Source organism: Streptomyces sp. NPDC044064, from assembly GCF_056434245.1.
Genome location: NZ_JBWKFN010000014.1, coordinates 63,383 through 82,722, shown reverse-complemented (window position 1 = coordinate 82,722; position 19,340 = coordinate 63,383). Strand labels below are relative to the sequence as shown.

Here is a 19,340-nt window from a genome sequence, read left to right as displayed (position 1 = left end):
ACCCCATGGTCAAGAAGCCCGTCCCCGACGCCACCCGCCGCAGCGAGAAGTCCCGCAGAGCGATCTACGAGGCGGCCCTCGCGCTGGTCGCCGAGGTCGGATACCCGAAGACCACGGTCGAGGGGATCGCCGCCCGTGCCGGGGTCGGCAAGCAGACCATCTACCGGTGGTGGGCGTCGAAGGCGGACGTGCTGATGGAGGCCTTCGTGGACCTCGGCGAGCAGGCGGCCCGGGCGGCGGGGCAGGAGCCGTACGTCATCCCGGACACCGGCGATCTCGCCGCCGACCTCAGGGCGGTGCTGCGGCTCACCGTCGACCAGCTGTACGACGCCCGCTTCGAGGCACCCAGCCGCGCGCTGGCCGCCGAGGGCGTGGTCAACGAACAGCTCGGCCGCGAGTTCGTCACCAAGCTCCTCGAACCCCAGCTCCAGCTGTACGTCGACCGGCTGCGCTCCGCGCAGGACAGCGGCGCGGTGCGCCCCGACGTCGACCCGCGCATCGCCCTGGAGCTGTTCGTCTCACCGCTCGCCCAGCGCTGGCTGCAGCACACCGGGCCGATCTCGTACGCGTACACGGACGCCCTGGTCGACTACGCCCTGTACGGACTCACCCCCCGCTGAGGTGCTGTGAGGCAGGTCTCGTCCGGTTCCTCCGGATCCCCGCTCCGGCCCCCCGAAGCATCGGAAGATGGGACGATAGGGCATGCTGTCCGCACACAGCGAGGCGAGGCGATAGATGAGCGGGACGTTCGGCGGCCGAACCGGCCGGCAGGGCAAACTCTCCCAGTGGCTGCGCGGACGCCGTCCGAAGGAGACCGCCGCCGGCGGCGACGACGGCCGTGAGGCCCTGCTGCTCGCCGCCGCCGCAGCGGGACTGCCCCTGGCGCCCGCCGCACACCCCACCGCCGACTACCGCTGCTCCTGCGACCGCGTCGGCTGTCCCACCCCGGCCCGGCACCCGGTGTCGTTCGCCTGGCAGACGCAGTCCACGACGGACCGCGCGCAGATCGAGCGCTGGGCCCGGCACCAGCCGCAGGCCAACTTCATCACCGCCACCGGCATGGTGCACGACGTCCTCGACGTGCCCCTGGAAGCCGGCCGGGAAGCGCTGGACCGCCTGCTCGGCGACGGTGTGGAGGTCGGCCCGGTCGCCGAGAGCGACGACGGCCGCATGCTGTTCTTCACCCTCACCCGGGGCACCCCCGAGGACGAGGACGAGTGGTGGCCCTGCGCGCTGGACTGCCACCCCGAGACCATGGACGAGCACCCGGGGCTGCGCTGGCACTGCCGAGGCTCCTACGTCCTCGTACCGCCCGCCCGGCTGCCCGGCGACGACCAGCAGGTGCGGTGGGTCCGCGGCCCGGAGCACGCGCTGACCGACCCGCTGAGCCTGCTGGAGGCGCTCACGGACGCCTGCGCCCGCCACGTCGGCACCGAGGCCGACCACGCGGGCACCGCCTGGCCGATGCGGCACTGAGCGCTCCGCCGGGAGAGGCGGGAGCTTCACGGGGCCCCTTCAGGGCGTCCTACTCGCCCTGTGCCGCCGTCAGGCCCTGCACCCGTCCCAGGACCGACACCGGGCCGCTGCCCGCCGGGTCGAGGGCGGCCTCGTTGGAGATGATCTCCAGGGTCAGCGACTGCTTGATCTCGCCCTTGGTCAGGGCCTGCACGTCCTTGTTCGGGGTCGGCACGGAGGTGCCCGCGGCGGCGGTCTGCTTCTCGTAGTGGTGCGTGGTGAAGAAGACCAGTGCCCCGCCGTCCGCCGTGCGCAGCGCGAGCGGCGCGTAGTCGCCGTGGGTCAGCGGCTCGTCGATGTACTGCCGGACCAGGCCGGGCTTCGTCGTCTGCTTCTTGCGGTCCGCGCGCAGGCCGCTGGTGTACCGGCCGTCCGCGAACACCGGGCCGGCGTTCTTCAGATAGGCCGCGTAGCCCTTGCTCAGACCGGCGGGCGGCACGGCCAGTTGTGTGGAGTCGGCGGGCACGGCCTCGGCCCAGCCGTCCTTGTCCTTCTTGAACTGCGGTACGTCACCGGCCGCGACCAGCGTCAGATAGGCCACCCGCCACGGATCGCCGAGGCCGTCACGGGTGAACACCAGCAGCCAACGGGCGTTGCTGCTCCCCAGGTTGCCCTTGGCGTCCGCGACGAACCAGCGCGGCCAGCCGGCCTTCTTCGGGATCGTGAAACGGGCGTCCGTCAGCGTGAGCTGCACATGATGCGCGTTGCCCGACGGGCTGTTGGCGTGCCCGGCCTTCAGCCGGGCGCCGTCGATGTCGGCGAGGGCGCCGGTGACATGGTCCTCGTCCAGGGAGCGGTCATAGGCCTTGTCGGCCTTGTTGTACGCGTCCGTGAACTGGGTGAGCGCCTTGGCGGCCTCGGCGCGGGTGGTGGCGGGAAGCATCTCGCGCTCCCCGTGCACCACCACACATCCGCTCGCCGTCAGTGACATGACGGACAGTGAGACCGCTATGAGCGCGTTCCGGTCACGCCTGCGGAGCCTTCGACGGCTGCGTTCCCTGGTCATGAGGTGCCTTCACCTTCCCCTTCCCGGAGGCGAACCCTACCGGGGCGAGGAAGATCGCGAGTGTCGGGACCAAGTACAGCAGCCACACCGTGACCTGGACCACGGTCGGGTCGGGCTGGAAGTTGAACACGCCCTTCAGCAGCGTGCCGTACCAGCTGTCCGGCTCGATCGTGTCGCTGATGTCGAAGGCCAGGTCCCGGATGCCCGGGATCCAGTTGGCCTCCTGCAGGTCGTGGAAGCCGTACGCGAGCACGCCCGCCGCGACCACGACCAGCATGCCGCCGGTCCAGGTGAAGAACTTCGCCAGGTTGATCTTCAGCGCGCCCCGGTAGAACAGCCAGCCGAGGACGACCGCCGTGGCGAGGCCGAGGGCCACGCCGATCAGCGGGCGCGGGGTGCCGTCGCTCGCCGCGTGCACCGAGGCCCACACGAACAGGGCGGTCTCCAGGCCCTCCCGGCCGACGGCCAGGAACGCGGTGGCGACCAGCGCGCCCGTGCCCATGGCGAGGGCCGCGTCCAGCTTGCCGTGCAGCTCGGACTTCAGGTGCCGGGCGGTGCGCCGCATCCAGAACACCATCCAGGTCACCAGGACGACGGCGACGACGGACAGCGAGCCGCCCAGCGCCTCCTGCGCCTCGAACGTCAGCTCCTGCGAGCCGAATTCGAGGGCGCAGCCGAAGCCCATGGCGATGGCGACCGCGATGCCGATGCCGATCCAGATCGGCTTCAGGGCGTCCCTGCGGTCCGTCTTGACCAGGTAGGCGATGAGGATGCAGACGACGAGCGACGCCTCCAGGCCCTCGCGCAGGCCGATCAGGTAGTTGGAGAACACCGGTTACGCCTCCTCGGAGAACAGCGTGCGGCCCCACCAGTCGTCCTTGTCCCGGACGCCGGGCGGGACGGCGAAGACGGCCGAACCCACGTGCTGGATGTACTCGTTGAGCGCGTCCTTGGCCGACAGCTGCCGCTGCAGCGGGATGAACCCCTTGCGCACGTCACGCTGGTAGGCCAGGAAGAACAGGCCCGCGTCGAGGCGGCCGAGGCCGTCCGTGCCGTCGGTGAAGGAGTAGCCGCGGCGCAGGATCGTGATCCCGTTGTTGGCGTCGGGGTGCGCGAGGCGCACGTGCGCGTCGGGCTTCATGGCCTTCAGGAACGGCTTGTCGTGCTCCTTGGCCTTGCCGACCGGGGCGCCCTCGCCCTTGTCGCGGCCGAAGACGTCCTCCTGCTCCTGCAGCGAGGTCCGGTCCCAGGTCTCGATGTTCATCCGGATGCGCCGGGCGACCAGGTACGAGCCGCCGGTCATCCACTTCGTGCCGTCGCCCTCGCCGACCCACACGAACTTCTTCAGCCGGTCCGTCTCGGTGCCCGCGATGTTGCGGGTGCCGTCCTTGAACCCCATGAGGTTGCGGGGCGTCTGGGCGTCCGGGGTCGTCGAGGAGGTCTTGCCGAAGCCGAGCTGGGACCAGCGGATGGCGACCTTGCCGAAGCCGATGCGGGCCAGGTTGCGGATGGCGTGCACGGCGACCTGCGGGTCGTCCGCGCAGGCCTGGACGCACAGGTCGCCGTCGGTGCGGGTCCCCTCGAGGTTGTCGCCCGGGAACTTGGGCAGGTCGACCAGTGCCTCGGGACGCTTGCCGGACAGCCCGAACCTGTCGAAGAACGAGGGGCCGAAGCCGATGGTGAGCGTCAGCCGCGAGGGCTTCAGGCCCAGGGCCTCACCGGTGTCGTCCGGCGGCGCCTCGGCGAGCCCGCCGTACGCGCCCTCGCCGACCGCCTTCCCGGCGGTCATCCGGCGCGCGGCCTCGGTCCAGTCCTTCAGCATCTGCACGAACTCGGCGCGGTCCTCGGTCTTCACGTCGAACGCGGCGAAGTGCAGCCGGTCCTGCACCGGCGTGGCGATGCCGGCCTGGTGGGCGCCGTGGAACTCCACGGCGGCGCCCACCTCGGCGGCGGCCGGTTCCACGTCGTTGCCCGCCTTGGCCGCAGCCACGGCACCGCCGGCCGCGGCGGCACCGAGCGCGAGGCCGGCACCACCCCAGCCGATCAGCGTCCGGCGCGAGGGGGAGGAGCCGCCCTGGCCGTCCTGGCTTTCCTGGCCGTCCTGGCTTTCCGGGGTCTCGGTCATGACGTGTCTCCCCTTACTTCACAACCGCGGCGGCGAGCTTGGACAGCGGCTCCGCGAGCGCGTTCACCGCGTCCGAGAGCTGCTTCTGCTCGGCCTTGCCGACCTTGTCGTACGAGGTGAAGTCGTACGAGTTCTTGTCCGAGCGGTACTTGTCGAGCAGCGTGTTCAGCGCCGCGAACTGCTTGTCCAGCTCGGTGGCCAGCGCGGCGTCGTTCTTCTGCGCGACCGGCTTCAGCAGCTCGTACGACTTCTGCGCGCCCTCGACGTTGCCCTTGAAGTCGACCAGGTCGGTGTGCGAGTAGCGCTCCTCCTCACCGGTGACCTTGCCGGTGGCGACCTCGTCGAGCAGCTCCTTGGCGCCGTTGGCCATGGAGGTCGGGGTGATCTCGGCCTTGCCGACCCGGCCCTGCCAGTCCTTCAGGTCGGCCACCAGCTGGTCGGCGAGGGTCTTCTCCTCGGCACCGATCTTCTTGTCCGCCCAGAGCGCCTTCTCCAGGCGGTGCCAGCCGGTCCACTTCTGACCGTCCTCCAGGCCGTCCTCGCGGACGTCGACCTTCGGGTCGATGTCACCGAAGGACTCGGCGACCGGCTCGGTGCGCTCCCAGCCGAGGCGGGAGGGGGCGTACGCCTTCTTGGCGGCCTCGACGTCGCCGTCCTTGACCGCCTTCACGAAGGTCTCGACGAGCGGCAGCGTGGCGTCGGCCTGCTCCTGGGCGTAGGCGCGGTAGTCGGCGACCGCCTTGTCCAGCTGCGGGTCGCGCTTGGCCGCCTTGCCGGAGCCGGTGACCGTGAGCTTCTGCCGGACGCCCTTGCCCTTCATGCCGGGGACGCAGGCGATCTCGTACGAGCCGGCCTTCACCTCGGCCGTCAGCGTGTACTTCGTACCCGGCCCGATGTTCTCCTTCTCGGAGACGATCCGGTCGTCCGGGAACAGGATCTCGACCTCGGTGGCCTTCGAGCCCTTGTTCTCGATCTTCAGCGTGACCTGCCCGGCCGGGACCGACTTGGCGGAGGTCTCGCACTTCGAGTCGGCGGCGGTCACCTGGATCGCGTCACCGTCCTTGGCGTCGCTCTTCGCCGTGCATGCCGAGAGGGCGGTCAGAGCGGCCACGGTGGCGGCGGCGGTGACGGTGAGTCGGACGGCTCGCATGCAGGCTCCAAGCGGGACTGGTGTGGTGAGGCTGGCCTAACTTACATGAGGCTTACCTCACCACTACCCGCCCGGGTCGTAATTCAGCTCGCACGAAAATCTCACAGGCACGGCTTGATCTCGACGTCTCAAAAGAGACCCCAAGGAAAGGTAAAGAGATAGTCAAGGGTGAGTTCGCTCGTGCCGCGATGTTTCAATTCCGGAGTGACTGATTACGACGTGCTCCGTGTGTTCTGTGCGCCGAACGGCGGCTACGGCAACGAGCTCGGTGTCGTCCGGGACGGGTCGGTGTTGCCCGAGCGGGGTGAGCGGCAGGAGCTGGCCGCGAAACTCGGGTTCAGCGAGACCGTGTTCGTGGACGACCCCGAGCGCGGGGTGATCGACATCTACACCCCCACCCTGCGCCTGCCCTTCGCGGGGCACCCGTGTGTAGGCACGGCCTGGCTGCTGGACGTGCCCGAACTGGTCACGCCCGCAGGGGTGGTGGGGGCCCGGCTGGACGGCGAGTTCAGCTGGATCGAGGCCCGCGCGGAGTGGGCGCCGCCGCGCACCCTGCGTCAGTACTCCACCGCCGCCGAGGTCGACGCCCTCGATGTACCGCCGCCCGGCGAGTGGGTCTATGCCTGGGCATGGGAGGACGAGGCGGCCGGCCGGATTCGCGCCCGCGGCTTTCCCGGGCGTGGTGACGGGATCGAGGAGGACGAGGCAACCGGTGCGGCGGCGCTGCTGCTCACCGACCGGCTCGGGCGGGCGCTGAACATCACGCAGGGCAAGGGGTCCCAGATCCTCGCGGCACCTCAGCCGCACGGATGGGTGGAGATCGGCGGGCGGGTCTTTCTGGAGCGTTAGGCGCTCAGCGGGAACTCCTCGCCCAGGGCCCGGAAGACGGCGGTGTTCAGCGCGAACGCCTGCCTGCACTCCGCCACGATGCGCTGCTTCTCCAGATCGTCCGCCGTGACGCCGTCCAGCAGGCCCCGGTAGTCACGCTTGAAGGCCGCCGGGTTGGCGATCCCCTCGAACACGTAGAAGCGGACCCCGTCGCCCTTCCGGGCGAAGCCCCACGCCTTCTCCGCCCGGTCGCGGATGATCTGCCCGCCGGAGAGGTCGCCGAGGTAGCGGGTGTAGTGGTGGGCGACGTACCCGCCCGGCCAGCGCTCGGCGCACTCCCGCACCCGGTCCGCGTACGCCCGCGTCGCCGGGAGCGGGCTCAGCCCCGCTCGCCACCCGGACCCCCGCAGATGCGCCAGGTCCCGCTCCAGCGCGGCCAGCCGGAACAACTCGGGGCGTACGAACGGTCCCGCCACCGGATCCGCCGCCAGCCGCTCGGCCGTGCTCTCCAACGCCTCGTACACGAACCACAGTTGCTCCGTGTAGCGGGCGTACGCGGTCACGCCCAGCCGGCCGCCGAGCAGGTCGCTCATGAACGTCGACGTCTCCGCCTCCACGTGCTGCTCGTGGGACGCGGTGCGGATGAGGGACGAGAACGGCTCCATGGGCTCTCCTCGGTTTGTCGACCTTCTGTCGGTAAGTTTACCGACAGGCTGTCGGTAAAACATCCGGGCAGAGAAAAGCCCGCCCCGGGGGCCGGGGCGGGCTGCGGGAGGGTGGCGGCGGTTACGGCAGGGTGAGGATCTCCGCACCCGTGGCCGTCACGACCAGCGTGTGCTCGAACTGGGCCGTCCGCCTGCGGTCCTTGGTCACGACCGTCCAGCCGTCGTCCCACATGTCGTACTCGTGCGTGCCCAGCGTCAGCATCGGCTCGATGGTGAAGGTCATGCCGGGCTGCATGACGGTCGTCGCGTGCGGGCTGTCGTAGTGCGGGATGATCAGGCCCGAGTGGAACGACGAGCTGATGCCGTGCCCGGTGAAGTCCCGTACGACCCCGTAGCCGAAGCGCTTGGCGTACGACTCGATGACCCGGCCGATGACATTGATCTGCCGGCCCGGCCGGACCGCCTTGATCGCCCGGTCGAGTGACTCCCGGGTCCGCTCCACCAGCAGCCGCGACTCCTCGTCCACGTCACCCACGAGGTACGTGGCGTTGTTGTCGCCGTGCACCCCGCCGATGTACGCCGTCACGTCCAGGTTGACGATGTCGCCGTCGTTGAGGACCGTCGAGTCCGGGATGCCGTGGCAGATGACCTCGTTGACCGAGGTGCACAGCGACTTCGGGAAGCCGCGGTAACCGAGCGTGGACGGGTATGCCCCGTGGTCGCACATGTACTCGTGGGCCACCCTGTCCAGCTGGTCGGTGGTGACACCCGGCGCGATGATCTTCGCGGCCTCCGCCATCGCCTGCGCGGCGACACGGCCGGCGACGCGCATCGCCTCCACGGTCTCGGGGGTCTGCACCTCCGGTCCGGTGTACGGCGTCGGCGCGGGCTTGCCGACGTACTCGGGGCGGCGGATGTTTCCGGGTACCGAACGGGTGGGAGACAGCTCCCCTGGTACGAGCAGCGACTGGCCAGACATGCCAGCGAGTCTAACCAGCGGGCATGGGGGAACATGTCCGTGGCGAGAGGAGCTGTTCATGCCCCTGTTCAAGAAGCGCACCGTCGGCAAGCCGGGCGAGTGGTACTACTGCCTGGAGCACAAGAAGGTCGAAGAGGGCCCGGAGTGCCCGGGCAAGGACCGCTTCGGGCCGTACGCCTCCCGGGAGGAGGCCCAGCACGCGATGGACACGGCGGCCGAGCGCAACCTGGAGTGGGACACCGACCCCCGCTGGCACGACGCCTCGGCACGCGGTGACCAGGACGCCGGCCAGGACTGATCACATCTGCGTGGGTGCGGCGGCGGTGCGCTGCGCGCGCAGCCGCACCGCGTGCTCGTTGGTCCGGGCGTCGTAGGTCATCAGCCCCGGCAGACACAGGGCCAGCAGCCCCATCGCGCCCACGCACAGCAGTCCGCCCGACCACACGGACGTGCGTACGCCCGCCCACGCGGCGACCCCGCCCGAGCGGACCTGGCCCAGCGTCGGGCCCACCGAGTACGACAGCAGTTCGATGCCGGCGAGGCGGCCGCGCAGCTCGTCGGGGATCGTCTGGTTCCACATCGCGGCCCGGAAGACCCCGCTGACCATGTCGCAGCCGCCGGCGACGGTCAGGAGCAGCAGCACCAGCCACACGTTGCCGACGACCCCCGCCCCCGCCACCGCCACACCCCACAACGCGGCCGCCAGCACCACCATGCGTCCGTGCGCGTGCACCCGGGAGGTCCAGCCGCTGGTCAGGCCCACCACCATCGCGCCCAGCGGGACGCTCGCGTACATCAGGCCGAGCGCCCACTCGGCGTGCAGCTCATCGGCGAGGAACGGCAGGACGGCGAGGGGCATGGCCAGGAACATCGCGGCGAGGTCGACGACGTAGGTGCCGAGGAGTTCCTTGCGGCTCCAGGCGTAGCGGGCACCTTCGGCGATGGCCCGCAGATCCGGCTTCGCGGCCTCGTGGGCCGCGGGGGAGGGGGCGATGCGGACGATGAAGAGCAGGGACACGGCGAACGTCAGCAGGTCGGCGGTGTAGGCCCAGCCGAGGCCCGCGTAGGCGACGACCACACCCGCGATCGCCGGGCCGGCCACCCCGCCGACCGTCCAGCGCAGGGAGTTCAGGGAGGACGCCGCGGGCAGGTCGTCGTGGGCGACGATCCGGGGGAGCAGGGAGTCCAGGGCGGGGCGCTGCACCGAGACCAGGGCCGAGGAGAGGGCGGCGACCAGGTAGAGCGGCCAGACCGCGGGGCCGGGCAGCAGGGCGTTGACCAGCAGGGCGGCGCTGAGGATGCCCTGGCCGGCCTCCGACCACACGATCAGCTGCCGCTTGTCGAGCGCGTCTGCGAGGGCGCCGCCGTAGAGGCCGAAGACGATGAGGGGGATCAGCTCCACTGCTCCGATCGCGCCCACGGCCGCTGCCGAGCCGGTGAGGTCCTTCAGTTGGACCGGCAGGGCGACGAAGGTCAGGAAGCTGCCGAAGTTGCTGATCAGACCGGATGCCCAGAGTCTGCGGAAGTCGGCGGAGGCCTTCCAGGGGGCGAGGTCGGGGAGGAGAGCTGAAGCCACTCGGGCATGCTCGGCTCGGGGGAGGCCCGGGGCAACTTCTTTTCTCACCAGGGAGCAGCAGGCTCTCACCAAGGAGCAGCAGGCGGTGCCGTGAGAATCTCCGCCAGCCTCGACAGACGGTCGCGGAAACCCCGGCGCACCCTCAGAGAGCCTCCGTTCTCGCCGGCCGCAGCGCTCACCAGGTGCTGCACGCTGTCCAGGTCCAGCTCCGCCCCCTCCGGCACGGCCAGCGTGTCGTGGGCCATCGCGGACAGCTCGGGCCCGCCCGCGCCGAGCGCCAGCACCGTGACCCCGGCCCGCCGGGCCGCGTGCACCCGCTCCAGCAGCTCCGCCGGCTCCTCGGGGGCGACCACGAGCAGGGTCTCGCCCCGCCGCGCCTCCTCGATCCGGCCGGGTCCGACAGCGAGGTGCGCGGGATCGGAGGGACGCGCGTGATGTCGTACGAGGGTCGGAGCCAGCTCGGGAGTGCCGGACCAGGCCGCCTCGTCCACCAGATGCGCGGCCAGATGCCAGGGCTCGTACTCGGGCGTGCCCACCAGCAGCAGCCCGCCCCCGTGCGCCACCACGGAGCCGCGCAGCATGCCCGCGAACCGCCGGGTGGCCCCCAACCACTCGGTCCCGGCGAGTACTTCACGCAGCAGCGCGACCCGTACGGCGTCCATGCGACCGCATCCTGCCCCAACCGGTCACTCGTGACGCGGTGTTCACCCCGAATTCGCCCAACCTGGGGATGTTGACGGCCCGTCACCGCCCGTTTCCGTGTGAGGAGCCGCATCATGACCGACGTGTCCGTCCCCTTCCGCGCCGGCCAGGAGGGCTACGCCGGCTTCCGCATCCCGGCCGTCGTCGCCACGAACAAGGGCACGCTGCTCGCCTTCTGCGAGGGGCGGGTCGACTCCGCCGCCGACCACGGGCACATCGACATCGTGCTGAAGCGGTCCACGGACGGCGGCCGTACCTGGGGCCCGCTGCGGGTCGCCGCGAGCAACGGGAAGAACCTCGCCGGAAATCCCGCCCCGGTCGTCCTCGACACCGGCCGCATCCTGCTGGTGCACGTGCGCGCCGCGGCCGGTGCCACCGAGGCCGACATCCTGCGCGGCCGGATCGGCGACGCCGACGGCCGTCGGGTGTGGGTGCAGCACAGCGACGACGACGGCGCGACCTGGTCCAGGCCGAAGGAGATCACCGCGCAGGTGAAGAAGCCCGGCTGGCGCTGGTACGCCACCACCCCCGGTCACGCCCTCCAGCTCCGCTCCGGCCGAGTGCTCGTCCCCGGCAACCACACCCTGCCGCCGACCGGCACCGACACCGGCGCCGAGGCCAGGTACAACAGCGGCCACTGCCTGCTCAGCGACGACCGCGGCGAGACCTGGCACCTCGGCTACCTGGACGAGAACACCGACGGCTACATCAACGTGAACGAGACCACCGCCGCCGAACTCCCCGACGGCCGCGTCTACTTCAACACCCGCAACGACTCGCCCGCGCCCGGCAACCGGGCCGACGCCCACTCCAGGGACGGCGGCAGGACGCTGGTGAAGCCCTTCCGCCCGCAGGCCGGGCTCACCACCCCGGTCTGCGAGGCCTCCGTCCTGCAGCTCCGCGACCCCGACCTGCTGCTCTTCTCCGCCCCGGCCGACCCCGCCGCCCGCGCCCTGATGACCATCCGCGCCTCCGCCGACGGCGGCACGACCTGGCGCAAGGCCCTCTCCGTGGACGGCCTGCCCGCCGCCTACTCCGACCTGGTCCGCGTCGACCGCGGCACCGTCGGACTCCTCTACGAGACAGGGGACTTCAGCGCCTACGAGACCATCACCTTCCGCCGGGTACCCGTGACGCGGCTCACCTGACCCGGTGCCGTCCGCCGCACGCACGTAGAGTCGGCCCATGACCTCTACCGACAGCGCACAGACTCCCGCGAAGGCTCCCGCCAAGGACCCCTGGGACCTGCCCGACGTCTCCGGGCTGGTCGTCGGCGTGCTCGGCGGCACCGGCCCGCAGGGCAAGGGCCTCGCCTACCGGCTCGCCCGGGCCGGCCAGAAGGTGATCATCGGCTCGCGCGCCACCGAGCGCGCCCAGGCCGCCGCGGAGGAGCTGGGGTACGGCGTCGAGGGCGCCGACAACGCCGAGACCGCCCGCCGCAGTGACATCGTGATCGTCGCCGTACCGTGGGACGGCCACGGCAAGACGCTGGAGTCCCTGCGCGAGGAGCTGGCCGGCAAGCTCGTCGTCGACTGCGTGAACCCGCTGGGCTTCGACAAGCAGGGCGCCTACGCGCTGAAGCCGGAGGAGGGCAGCGCGGCGCAGCAGGCCGCCGCTCTGCTGCCGGACTCCCGGGTCGCCGCCGCCTTCCACCACCTGTCGGCCGTGCTGCTCCAGGACCCGGACATCGAGGAGATCGACACCGATGTGATGGTGCTCGGCGAGGCGCGCGCCGACGTGGAGATCGTCCAGGCGCTGGCCGGGCGCATCCCCGGCATGCGCGGCGTCTTCGCGGGCCGCCTGCGCAACGCCCACCAGGTCGAGTCGCTGGTCGCGAACCTGATCTCCGTCAACCGCCGGTACAAGGCACACGCCGGGCTCCGCGTCACGGACGTCTGAGGGCATGGGGGACACTGTTCGTCGTAGCAGTGTCCCCCGCAAGGAGCCGACCCCCATGCCCCGCATCGCCCTCTACACCCTCGCCGTGTGCCTCCTGGCCGTCGCCGCAGCGGTCGTCTCGTTCGTCCAGGGCAGCTGGCTGGGGATCGTCTGGGTGCTGCTGGCGGGTCTGTCGTCCAACATGACCTGGTACTACGTCAAGCGCGGCCGGGCCGCCGCGGCGCAGCAGAAGTCGGTCACGGGCTGATCGTGCAGATCTCCGGGGTGCCGCGCCAGAAGCGGTAGAGCTCCTGGCCGCAGTAGCGGTTGAAGTCGTCGATGCCCAGACCGCGCAGGATCGTGTCGATCACGTCGAAGAACACGCTGTTGATCGACGGCACCCACAGCAGCGCGAACACGAACAGCAGCCCGAACGGCGCGAACGGCTCCACCTGCCGCTTCACCTGGTACGACAGCCACGGCTCGATCACCCCGTACCCGTCCAGGCCCGGCACCGGCAGGAAGTTCAGGATCGCCGCCGTCACCTGGAGCAGGGCGAGGAACGCCAGCGCGTACCGGAAGTCGCGGGGCACCCCGTCCAGCGCGTGCAGCCAGAAGGGCGCCGTGCACACCGCCGCGAACAGCACGTTGGTCAGCGGGCCCGCCGCCGAGATCAGGCTGTGCCGCCAGCGGCCCCGGATGCGGCTCCGCTCGATGAAGACCGCACCGCCCGGCAGGCCGATCCCGCCCATGATCACGAACAGCACCGGGAGCACGATGCTCAGCAGCGCGTGCGTGTACTTCAGCGGGTTCAGCGTCAGGTAGCCCTTCGCGCCGACCGTGATGTCCCCGCTGTGCAGGGCGGTGCGCGCGTGCGCGTACTCGTGCAGGCACAGGGAGACGATCCAGGCCGCCGTCACGAACAGGAACACCGCGATACCCGGCTGCTCGGCGAATCCGGTCCAGGTGGCCCAGCCGGTCACCGCCGTGACGGCCAGGATCCCGACGAACACGGGGCTGATCCGGCGCTCGCCGTGGCGGGTGGTGGCGGTCGTCATGAGCGGCTCCTGTGGGCGGGTACGGTCGGGAGGCCGACCGTACCGGCCGGGGACTCGCCAGGAAAACGTCTCGCGGTGGCCGTCCGGTTCCTGGAGGGTGGGGGAATGGCAGTGATGAAGGTGTTCTACGAGGACTGGCAGATGGAGTGCTGCGGAAAGCCCTTCAGCGTGGGCCAGGAAGTCGGCTGGCGGCTGGTCGCCGTCGACGAGGCCGAGGACGAGGCCGGGAACGGCCACTGGCAGGGCGCCGAGGCATGGGTGGAGAACCACGGGGGTCCGAAGCACGAGACCGTCGGCCGCGTGCGCTCCATCGACCTGGTCCACCAGGAGTACGCCGCCCACCACGACCCGCGCGCCACCGAACCCGTCGGCCTGGCCGACGTGGCGCCCGGCACGGTGGTCTTCCGCTCGACGGGGCGCAGTCTGGAGCCGGTGCCCGGCGCACGGACCCTGGAGCCCGTCGACAGCTGCCCGAGGTGGTTCGGCGACTTCGAGGAGGAGGAACAGCCTCCGCGCCGGGTTCCCTACCGCGTGCGCCGCGCCGTAGGCGTCCTCGTCACCCTGGAGATCCCGGACGGCCCCTGAGGTCCCGGGCGGCACGCCGCCTGAACCCGGTGACCCGTACCGACCGTTCCGGAGACAATGAACCCCGTGCGCTACCGCCTCCTCGGCCCCACCCAGGTCCTCCGCCCCGACGGCACGCCCGTCCCGGTCGGCGGGGCGCGCCTGCGTGCCCTGCTGAGCGTGCTCGCGCTGCGGGCCGGCCGGACCGTCCCGACCGACCTGCTGGTGGACGAGGTGTGGGGGGCCGAGCCGCCCGCCGACGCCACGGGCGCGCTGCAGGCGCTGGTCGGCCGGCTGCGCAGGGCCCTCGGCGCCGACGCGGTCGCCTCCGCCGAGGGCGGCTACCGGCTCTCCGCCGCCCCCGACGACATCGACCTGGGCCGGTTCGACCGGCTGACCGGCGAGGGCCTGGGCGCCCTGGCCGACGGCGACCCCGCCAAGGCCGCCGCCGTCCTGGACGACGCGCTCGCCCTGTGGCACGGCCCCGCCCTCGCCGACCTGCCCGACCACACGGCCGACGCGGCCCGCTGGGAGACCCGCCGCCTGGACGCCCTGCGCGCCCGGCACACCGCCGCCCTCGCCCTCGGCCGGGCCGAGCAGTCCCTGCCCGAGCTGGCCGCGCTGTGCGACAGCCATCCCCTGGACGAGCCGCTCCAGGCACTGCGGCTGCGCGCACTGCGCGACGCGGGCCGCCCGGCCCAGGCGCTGGCCGCCTACGAGGACGTACGACAGCTCCTCGCGGACCGGCTCGGCTCCGACCCCGGCCCCGAACTGCGCGCCCTGCACACCGAACTGCTCACCGAGACCGAGCCGGAACCGCAGCCCGCGCCGCCCGCCGCCCTCGGCAACCTGCCCGCCCGGCTCACCTCCTTCGTCGGCCGGGAGGCCGACATCGCGGCCATCGGCGCCGACCTCGCGGCCGCCCGGCTGGTCACCCTGCTCGGGCCCGGCGGAGCGGGCAAGACCCGGCTGTCCCAGGAGGCCGCCGAGGCCGTACGGCACACCGCCCGGGACGGGGTGTGGCTGGCCGAGCTGGCACCCGTCGACGACCCGGACGCCGTACCGCAGGCCGTGCTGACCGCGATCGGCGCCCGCGAGACCGTGCTGCACGGCGCCGGCGTCGAGGCCATGCGCGCGATCACCGACGTGGACGACCCGGTCGACCGGCTCGTGGAGTACTGCGCCCGCCGCCGGATGGTGCTGATCCTCGACAACTGCGAGCACGTCGTCGAGGCGGCCGCCCGGCTGGCCGAGCGGCTGCTGGCCCGCTGCCCGCAGCTGACCGTGCTCGCCACCAGCCGCGAACCGCTCGGCGTGCCCGGGGAGTTGGTGCGGCCGGTGGAGCCGCTGCCCGAACCGGTCGCGCTGCGGCTGTTCGCCGAGCGAGGTGCGGCGGGCCGGCCCGGCTTCCGCCTGGAGGAGGACCCCGAGGCCTGTGCCGAGATCTGCCGGCGGCTCGACGGTCTGCCCCTCGCCATCGAGCTGGCGGCCGCCCGCCTGCGCATGCTGACCCCGCGCCAGATAGCCGGCCGGCTGGACGACCGCTTCCGGCTGCTCACCAGCGGCAGCCGCACCGTGCTGCCCCGCCAGCAGACCCTGCGCGCCGTCGTGGACTGGTCCTGGGACCTGCTCGACGCGGACGAGCGGGACGTCCTGTGCCGGCTGTCGCTCTTCGCGGGCGGCTGCGACCTCGCCGCCGCCGAGGGCGTGTGCGGCCCGGCCGCCCTGGACGCGCTCGGCTCCCTGGTCGACAAGTCCCTGGTCGTGGCCTCCCCGTCGGCGGACGGCGGGATGCGTTACCGGCTGCTGGAGACGGTCGCCGAGTACGCGGCCGAACGGCTGGACGAGACCGGCCGCCGGACCGGGGCCGAGCGCGCCCATCTGACGTACTACCGCGAACTCGCCCGCACCACCGACCCGTTGCTGCGCGGCAGCGAACAGCGCGCCGCCATCGCCAGGTTCCAGCTGGAGTACGAGAACCTGCGCACCGCCCTGCGGCACGCCGTCGCCCTCGGCGACGAACAGGAGGCGCTCAGCCTGGTGCTGTCCCTGGTCTGGTACTGGCAGATGCGCGACCTGCGCATCGAGTGCCGCACCTGGAGCGAGGAGGCCATGGCTCTCGGCCCCGACCCGTTCGCCGAGCCGGTCCGCCCCGCCCTCCCGGTCTGGGAGCGCTGCACCGACACCCCGCCCCCGTTCACCGGCGAACTCCTCGCCGAGGCCCGGCGCGGCGTCCACCTCGCCCATCTGGCCTGCATGGACACCGAGATCAACAGCTGGCAGACCCCCGAGGCCCAGGCCAAGCTGCGGGTCATGGCCCAGGTGTACGAGCCCGGCCTGCCGCAGACCTGCCGCGCCCCGGGCGCCATATGGTTCTACGCCGTCATCCTCACCGACGGCGCGGACCGGATGCGCACGATCTCCGACGCCACCATACAGACCTGCCGGGACACCCCCGGCTTCGAGTGGGAGCTGGCCGGCGCCCTGCAGCTGCGCGCCAACCTGCTGGCCAACCGCACCGCCTGGGCGGGCGACGCGACCCGCGACGCCGACGAGGCCCTGGAGATCTACGGCCGCCTCGGCGACCAGTGGGGCATCGCCGAGGCGCTGTCCGCGCGCGGCGAGGCCAACGAACGCAAGGGCGCCTACCGCGCGGCCGCCGCCGACTACGAGGCGGCCAACGCCCACGCCGAACGGCTCGGCGCCCGCGCCCAGATGGCCGTGCTCAGCGCCCGGCTCGGCAGCGTGCTCCTGGAGGCGGGCGAAGCCGAACGCGGCGAGCGCATGCTGCGGGACGTCATCGCCCACCAGGAGGGCGCCGTCAACGAGGCGATGCCGGCCGCCCGGCTCTTCCTCGCCGCCTGGCTCGGCCTGACCGGGCGCACCGCGGAGGCGCGCGAGCAACTCCGGCTGCTGCGCGAGGAATTCACGATCGCGCACTTCGTCGTCTTCGACGCCATGATCCTCAGCCAGGAGGCCTGGCTGGACGCCCTCGACCGCCGCTCCGAGGAGTCCCTGGACCGCGTCCGCACGGCGTTGCAGCGCGCCGACGACCCGCTGTCCCAGGTGGTCACCCCGCATCTGGGGTCCATCTGCCTCACCATCGGGGCGATGGCCCTGGCCGGCGTGGACGGCGGTACCCGCGCCGCGGACGCCGCCCGCGCTCTGGCCGCAGCGGACGCCCTGCTGCCGGCCGAGCACGTCTCCTCCGCCCTGGAGCGCCGGACGTACGAGATGACCGAGTCCCGGATCCGCGAGACGCTGGAGGGCCCCGCTTACGCGGCCGCGTACGCCGAGGGCGGTGGCCTCTCCCTCGCGGAGGCCACCGCCCTGCTGTGAGCCGCTGAGCGTCGGCTCTTCGTGCGTCTGCTCTCGGTACGTCAGCTCTTCGTGCGGAACTTGTGGATCGCGACCGGGGCCATCACCGCGGTGAGGCCGGCCGACCAGACCAGGGTCACCCACAGACCGTGTGCGACCGGGCCGCCGACCATCAGGCCGCGCGCCGCGTCCGCCAGGGCGGACAGCGGGTTGTAGTCCGTGAAGTTCTGCAGCCAGCCCGGCATCGAGCGGGTCGGCGCGAAGATCGACGAGCCGAACTGCAGCGGCATCAGCACCAGGAAGCCCATGGCCTGCACGGACTGCGCGCTCTTCATCATCACGCCGAGGGTCAGGAACACCCACATCAGGGCCGAGCCGAACAGCGCGGACAGGCCCACCGAGGCGAGCAGCCCCGGCCAGTTGGTGATGTGGAAGCCCACCAGCACACCGACGATCATCAGCACGACGGTGGCGAAGAGCATCCGCATCAGCTCCACCGCGATCTTGGCGAACAGCACGGAGCCGCGCCCGATGGGCAGGGACCGGAAGCGGTCCATGACACCGGAGTTGAAGTCCTGGTTGAAGCCCGTGCCCACGCCCTGGGCCATGTTCATGCCCATCATGGCCATCAGGCCGGGCACGACGTACTGCACGTACCGCTCCTGACCGCCGCCCAGGGACTGCCCGATGGAGCCGCCGAAGACGTACACGAACAGCAGGGTGAAGATGACCGGGAACAGGATGGCGTCGAACATCGACTCCGGGTCCTGCCGGATCCACAGCAGGTTGCGGCGGACGAGCGCGCCGGTGTGGCGCAGGTGGGCGCGCAGCGGGATGGGCGTGTCGCCCTTTGCAGCCGTGGCGGCCGGGGTGAGGGTGGCGGCGGTCATACGGCGACCTCTTCGCGGGTCTCGGCGGGCGTGGCGTCCTGCGGGGCACCGGCACGGTGGCCGGTGAGGGAGAGGAACACCTCGTCCAGGCTGGGCAGTTCGGTGGTGATGGAGGAGATCGTGATGCCGCGCGCGGTGACCGCGCCGACCACGGCGGTCAGCTGCTCGTCGCTGAGGATCGGCACCAGCAGCGTCCCGGACTCGGGGTCCACGGTGGTGGCCGCGAGCCCGGTGATGCCCAGCTCGTCCAGCATGGCGGCGAGGGGCCGCAGCTGCAGCGGGTCCAACGGCCGCACTCGAAGCGTGCGTCCGCCGACCCTGGCCTTCAGTTCCTCGATGCCGCCGTTCGCGATGACCTTCCCGCGGTCCACGACGGTCAGCTCGGAGGCGAGCTGCTCGGCCTCCTCCATGTACTGGGTGGTGAGCAGCACGGTGACGCCCTCACCGACCATCGCCTTGACCTCGTCCCACACCTCGTTGCGGGTGCGCGGGTCGAGTCCGGTGGTCGGTTCGTCGAGGTACAGGACGGCCGGCCGGCCGATCATCGAGGCGGCCAGGTCCAGCCGCCGCCGCATACCGCCGGAGTACGTGCTCGCCGGGCGCCGGGCGGCCTCCGTCAGCGAGAACCGCTCCAGCAGTTCGTCGGCGCGGGCGCGGGCGTCCTTGCGGGAGAGGTCGAGCAGCCGCCCGATCATGTAGAGGTTCTCCCAGCCGGGCAGCTTCTCGTCGACCGAGGCGTACTGCCCGGTCAGGCCGATGACCCGGCGCAGCTGCCGGGGCTGCCGTACGACGTCGTAGCCGGCCACGGTGGCCTGCCCGGCGTCCGGCGTGATCAGGGTGGAGAGGATTCGTACGAGGGTGGTCTTCCCGGCGCCGTTCGGCCCGAGCACCCCCATCACGGTGCCCTCCCGCACATCCAGGTCGACCCCGTCCAGCGCCTTGGTCTCGCCATAGTGCTTGACCAGTCCCCGTACCGTCACGGCGTGGCTTGCGCCGGCGGGGTTGTGTTCGATTCGCGTCATGCGGAAGACAGTGCCAGGCCCCACCGACAAACCACCGACGGTCCGCCGACAGCCACCGACAACA

At 71.8% G+C, this 19,340-nt stretch carries 20 protein-coding genes; 9 read left to right on the top strand and 11 right to left on the bottom strand.

Annotation, left to right across the window (positions count from 1 at the left end; translation table 11 throughout):
• Positions 1-5 precede the first annotated feature (5 nt).
• Entirely contained in the window at positions 6-620 is a 615-nt protein-coding gene (locus AC07DS_RS23080) for a TetR/AcrR family transcriptional regulator (RefSeq protein ID WP_479148029.1), read from the top strand.
• A 115-nt stretch (positions 621-735) separates the two neighbouring features.
• Complete coding sequence (locus tag AC07DS_RS23075) at positions 736-1,476, top strand: bifunctional DNA primase/polymerase (protein ID WP_479148027.1); 741 nt, start codon at positions 736-738, stop codon at positions 1,474-1,476.
• A gap of 49 nt (positions 1,477-1,525) precedes the next feature.
• On the opposite strand, the gene AC07DS_RS23070 is transcribed toward AC07DS_RS23075, so the two are convergent.
• From AC07DS_RS23070 to efeO, 4 genes are read right to left on the bottom strand one after another with little or no spacing between them, the layout of a single operon-like run.
• Entirely contained in the window at positions 1,526-2,521 is a 996-nt protein-coding gene (locus AC07DS_RS23070) for an SCO2278 family lipoprotein (protein ID WP_479148025.1), read from the bottom strand.
• Complete coding sequence (gene efeU / locus AC07DS_RS23065) at positions 2,481-3,353, bottom strand: iron uptake transporter permease EfeU (RefSeq protein ID WP_145875550.1); 873 nt, start codon at positions 3,351-3,353, stop codon at positions 2,481-2,483. Before efeU ends, AC07DS_RS23070 begins: the two co-directional genes overlap by 41 nt.
• A gap of 3 nt (positions 3,354-3,356) precedes the next feature.
• Positions 3,357-4,646 (bottom strand): iron uptake transporter deferrochelatase/peroxidase subunit, encoded by a 1,290-nt coding sequence (gene efeB / locus AC07DS_RS23060; RefSeq protein WP_479148023.1) that lies wholly within the window; start codon positions 4,644-4,646, stop codon positions 3,357-3,359.
• 13 nt (positions 4,647-4,659) lie between these two features.
• Positions 4,660-5,796: an iron uptake system protein EfeO gene (gene efeO / locus AC07DS_RS23055; RefSeq protein ID WP_479148021.1), complete on the bottom strand. Its 1,137-nt coding sequence runs from the start codon at positions 5,794-5,796 to the stop codon at positions 4,660-4,662.
• Positions 5,797-6,000: 204 nt separating this feature from the next.
• Between efeO and AC07DS_RS23050 the strand changes: the two genes are divergently transcribed.
• Positions 6,001-6,645 carry a PhzF family phenazine biosynthesis protein gene (locus tag AC07DS_RS23050; protein WP_479148019.1) on the top strand — a complete coding sequence of 215 codons (645 nt, stop codon included), beginning with the start codon at positions 6,001-6,003 and terminating at the stop codon, positions 6,643-6,645.
• On the opposite strand, the gene AC07DS_RS23045 is transcribed toward AC07DS_RS23050, so the two are convergent.
• A complete protein-coding gene (locus AC07DS_RS23045) occupies positions 6,642-7,289 on the bottom strand; it encodes a biliverdin-producing heme oxygenase (protein ID WP_145875542.1) in 648 nt (215 codons plus the stop codon). The genes AC07DS_RS23050 and AC07DS_RS23045 overlap by 4 nt on opposite strands.
• Positions 7,290-7,410: 121 nt before the next feature.
• The gene (map, locus tag AC07DS_RS23040; RefSeq protein ID WP_479148016.1) at positions 7,411-8,268 is read right to left on the bottom strand and encodes a type I methionyl aminopeptidase; all 858 of its coding nucleotides are present in this window, start codon (positions 8,266-8,268) and stop codon (positions 7,411-7,413) included.
• 58 nt (positions 8,269-8,326) lie between these two features.
• Between map and AC07DS_RS23035 the strand changes: the two genes are divergently transcribed.
• Positions 8,327-8,566 (top strand): hypothetical protein, encoded by a 240-nt coding sequence (locus AC07DS_RS23035; RefSeq protein ID WP_479148014.1) that lies wholly within the window; start codon positions 8,327-8,329, stop codon positions 8,564-8,566.
• Here the strand turns inward: AC07DS_RS23035 and AC07DS_RS23030 are convergent, their stop codons facing one another.
• Positions 8,567-9,844 (bottom strand): MFS transporter, encoded by a 1,278-nt coding sequence (locus AC07DS_RS23030; protein WP_479148012.1) that lies wholly within the window; start codon positions 9,842-9,844, stop codon positions 8,567-8,569.
• A 65-nt stretch (positions 9,845-9,909) separates the two neighbouring features.
• A complete protein-coding gene (locus AC07DS_RS23025) occupies positions 9,910-10,506 on the bottom strand; it encodes a hypothetical protein (RefSeq protein WP_479148010.1) in 597 nt (198 codons plus the stop codon).
• Between the two features lie 114 nt (positions 10,507-10,620).
• Here AC07DS_RS23025 and AC07DS_RS23020 point away from each other — a divergent pair, with 114 nt between their 5' ends.
• From AC07DS_RS23020 to AC07DS_RS23010, 3 genes are read left to right on the top strand one after another with little or no spacing between them, the layout of a single operon-like run.
• Positions 10,621-11,694, top strand: a complete 1,074-nt coding sequence (locus AC07DS_RS23020) for a sialidase family protein (RefSeq protein WP_479148008.1) — start codon at positions 10,621-10,623, stop codon at positions 11,692-11,694.
• 37 nt (positions 11,695-11,731) lie between these two features.
• Complete coding sequence (gene npdG / locus AC07DS_RS23015; RefSeq protein ID WP_479148007.1) at positions 11,732-12,445, top strand: NADPH-dependent F420 reductase; 714 nt, start codon at positions 11,732-11,734, stop codon at positions 12,443-12,445.
• Positions 12,446-12,449: 4 nt separating this feature from the next.
• The gene (locus tag AC07DS_RS23010) at positions 12,450-12,692 is read left to right on the top strand and encodes a hypothetical protein (RefSeq protein WP_186581305.1); all 243 of its coding nucleotides are present in this window, start codon (positions 12,450-12,452) and stop codon (positions 12,690-12,692) included.
• Here the strand turns inward: AC07DS_RS23010 and AC07DS_RS23005 are convergent.
• The gene (locus AC07DS_RS23005) at positions 12,682-13,482 is read right to left on the bottom strand and encodes a site-2 protease family protein (RefSeq protein ID WP_479148005.1); all 801 of its coding nucleotides are present in this window, start codon (positions 13,480-13,482) and stop codon (positions 12,682-12,684) included. The two genes, AC07DS_RS23010 and AC07DS_RS23005, sit on opposite strands and share 11 nt — an antisense overlap.
• A gap of 105 nt (positions 13,483-13,587) precedes the next feature.
• Here AC07DS_RS23005 and AC07DS_RS23000 point away from each other — a divergent pair, with 105 nt between their 5' ends.
• Positions 13,588-14,067, top strand: coding sequence for a DUF6578 domain-containing protein (locus AC07DS_RS23000; RefSeq protein ID WP_479148003.1), 480 nt, complete (start codon positions 13,588-13,590; stop codon positions 14,065-14,067).
• 57 nt (positions 14,068-14,124) lie between these two features.
• The gene (locus tag AC07DS_RS22995) at positions 14,125-17,385 is read left to right on the top strand and encodes an AfsR/SARP family transcriptional regulator (protein WP_479148001.1); all 3,261 of its coding nucleotides are present in this window, start codon (positions 14,125-14,127) and stop codon (positions 17,383-17,385) included.
• A gap of 41 nt (positions 17,386-17,426) precedes the next feature.
• Here AC07DS_RS22995 and AC07DS_RS22990 read toward each other — a convergent pair whose 3' ends face one another.
• Together AC07DS_RS22990 and AC07DS_RS22985 are read right to left on the bottom strand one after the other, a co-directional pair.
• Positions 17,427-18,254 (bottom strand): ABC transporter permease, encoded by an 828-nt coding sequence (locus AC07DS_RS22990; RefSeq protein ID WP_479147999.1) that lies wholly within the window; start codon positions 18,252-18,254, stop codon positions 17,427-17,429.
• Positions 18,251-19,276, bottom strand: coding sequence for an ATP-binding cassette domain-containing protein (locus tag AC07DS_RS22985; RefSeq protein ID WP_479147997.1), 1,026 nt, complete (start codon positions 19,274-19,276; stop codon positions 18,251-18,253). Before AC07DS_RS22985 ends, AC07DS_RS22990 begins: the two co-directional genes overlap by 4 nt.
• Between the last annotated feature and the right edge of the window lie 64 nt (positions 19,277-19,340).

What these genes read in the sequence shown, in the direction of transcription:
- AC07DS_RS23080 (WP_479148029.1), top strand. Translation starts at nt 6, where the DNA reads ATGGTCAAGAAGCCCGTCCCCGACGCCACCCGCCGCAGCGAGAAGTCC.
- efeO (WP_479148021.1), bottom strand. Translation starts at nt 5,796, where the DNA reads ATGCGAGCCGTCCGACTCACCGTCACCGCCGCCGCCACCGTGGCCGCT.
- AC07DS_RS22985 (WP_479147997.1), bottom strand. Translation starts at nt 19,276, where the DNA reads ATGACGCGAATCGAACACAACCCCGCCGGCGCAAGCCACGCCGTGACG.
- AC07DS_RS22990 (WP_479147999.1), bottom strand. Translation starts at nt 18,254, where the DNA reads ATGACCGCCGCCACCCTCACCCCGGCCGCCACGGCTGCAAAGGGCGAC.
- npdG (WP_479148007.1), top strand. Translation starts at nt 11,732, where the DNA reads ATGACCTCTACCGACAGCGCACAGACTCCCGCGAAGGCTCCCGCCAAG.
- AC07DS_RS23020 (WP_479148008.1), top strand. Translation starts at nt 10,621, where the DNA reads ATGACCGACGTGTCCGTCCCCTTCCGCGCCGGCCAGGAGGGCTACGCC.
- AC07DS_RS23045 (WP_145875542.1), bottom strand. Translation starts at nt 7,289, where the DNA reads ATGGAGCCGTTCTCGTCCCTCATCCGCACCGCGTCCCACGAGCAGCAC.
- AC07DS_RS23000 (WP_479148003.1), top strand. Translation starts at nt 13,588, where the DNA reads ATGGCAGTGATGAAGGTGTTCTACGAGGACTGGCAGATGGAGTGCTGC.
- AC07DS_RS22995 (WP_479148001.1), top strand. Translation starts at nt 14,125, where the DNA reads ATGAACCCCGTGCGCTACCGCCTCCTCGGCCCCACCCAGGTCCTCCGC.
- efeB (WP_479148023.1), bottom strand. Translation starts at nt 4,646, where the DNA reads ATGACCGAGACCCCGGAAAGCCAGGACGGCCAGGAAAGCCAGGACGGC.
- map (WP_479148016.1), bottom strand. Translation starts at nt 8,268, where the DNA reads ATGTCTGGCCAGTCGCTGCTCGTACCAGGGGAGCTGTCTCCCACCCGT.
- AC07DS_RS23025 (WP_479148010.1), bottom strand. Translation starts at nt 10,506, where the DNA reads ATGGACGCCGTACGGGTCGCGCTGCTGCGTGAAGTACTCGCCGGGACC.
- AC07DS_RS23035 (WP_479148014.1), top strand. Translation starts at nt 8,327, where the DNA reads ATGCCCCTGTTCAAGAAGCGCACCGTCGGCAAGCCGGGCGAGTGGTAC.
- AC07DS_RS23010 (WP_186581305.1), top strand. Translation starts at nt 12,450, where the DNA reads ATGGGGGACACTGTTCGTCGTAGCAGTGTCCCCCGCAAGGAGCCGACC.
- AC07DS_RS23070 (WP_479148025.1), bottom strand. Translation starts at nt 2,521, where the DNA reads ATGACCAGGGAACGCAGCCGTCGAAGGCTCCGCAGGCGTGACCGGAAC.
- AC07DS_RS23005 (WP_479148005.1), bottom strand. Translation starts at nt 13,482, where the DNA reads ATGACGACCGCCACCACCCGCCACGGCGAGCGCCGGATCAGCCCCGTG.
- AC07DS_RS23075 (WP_479148027.1), top strand. Translation starts at nt 736, where the DNA reads ATGAGCGGGACGTTCGGCGGCCGAACCGGCCGGCAGGGCAAACTCTCC.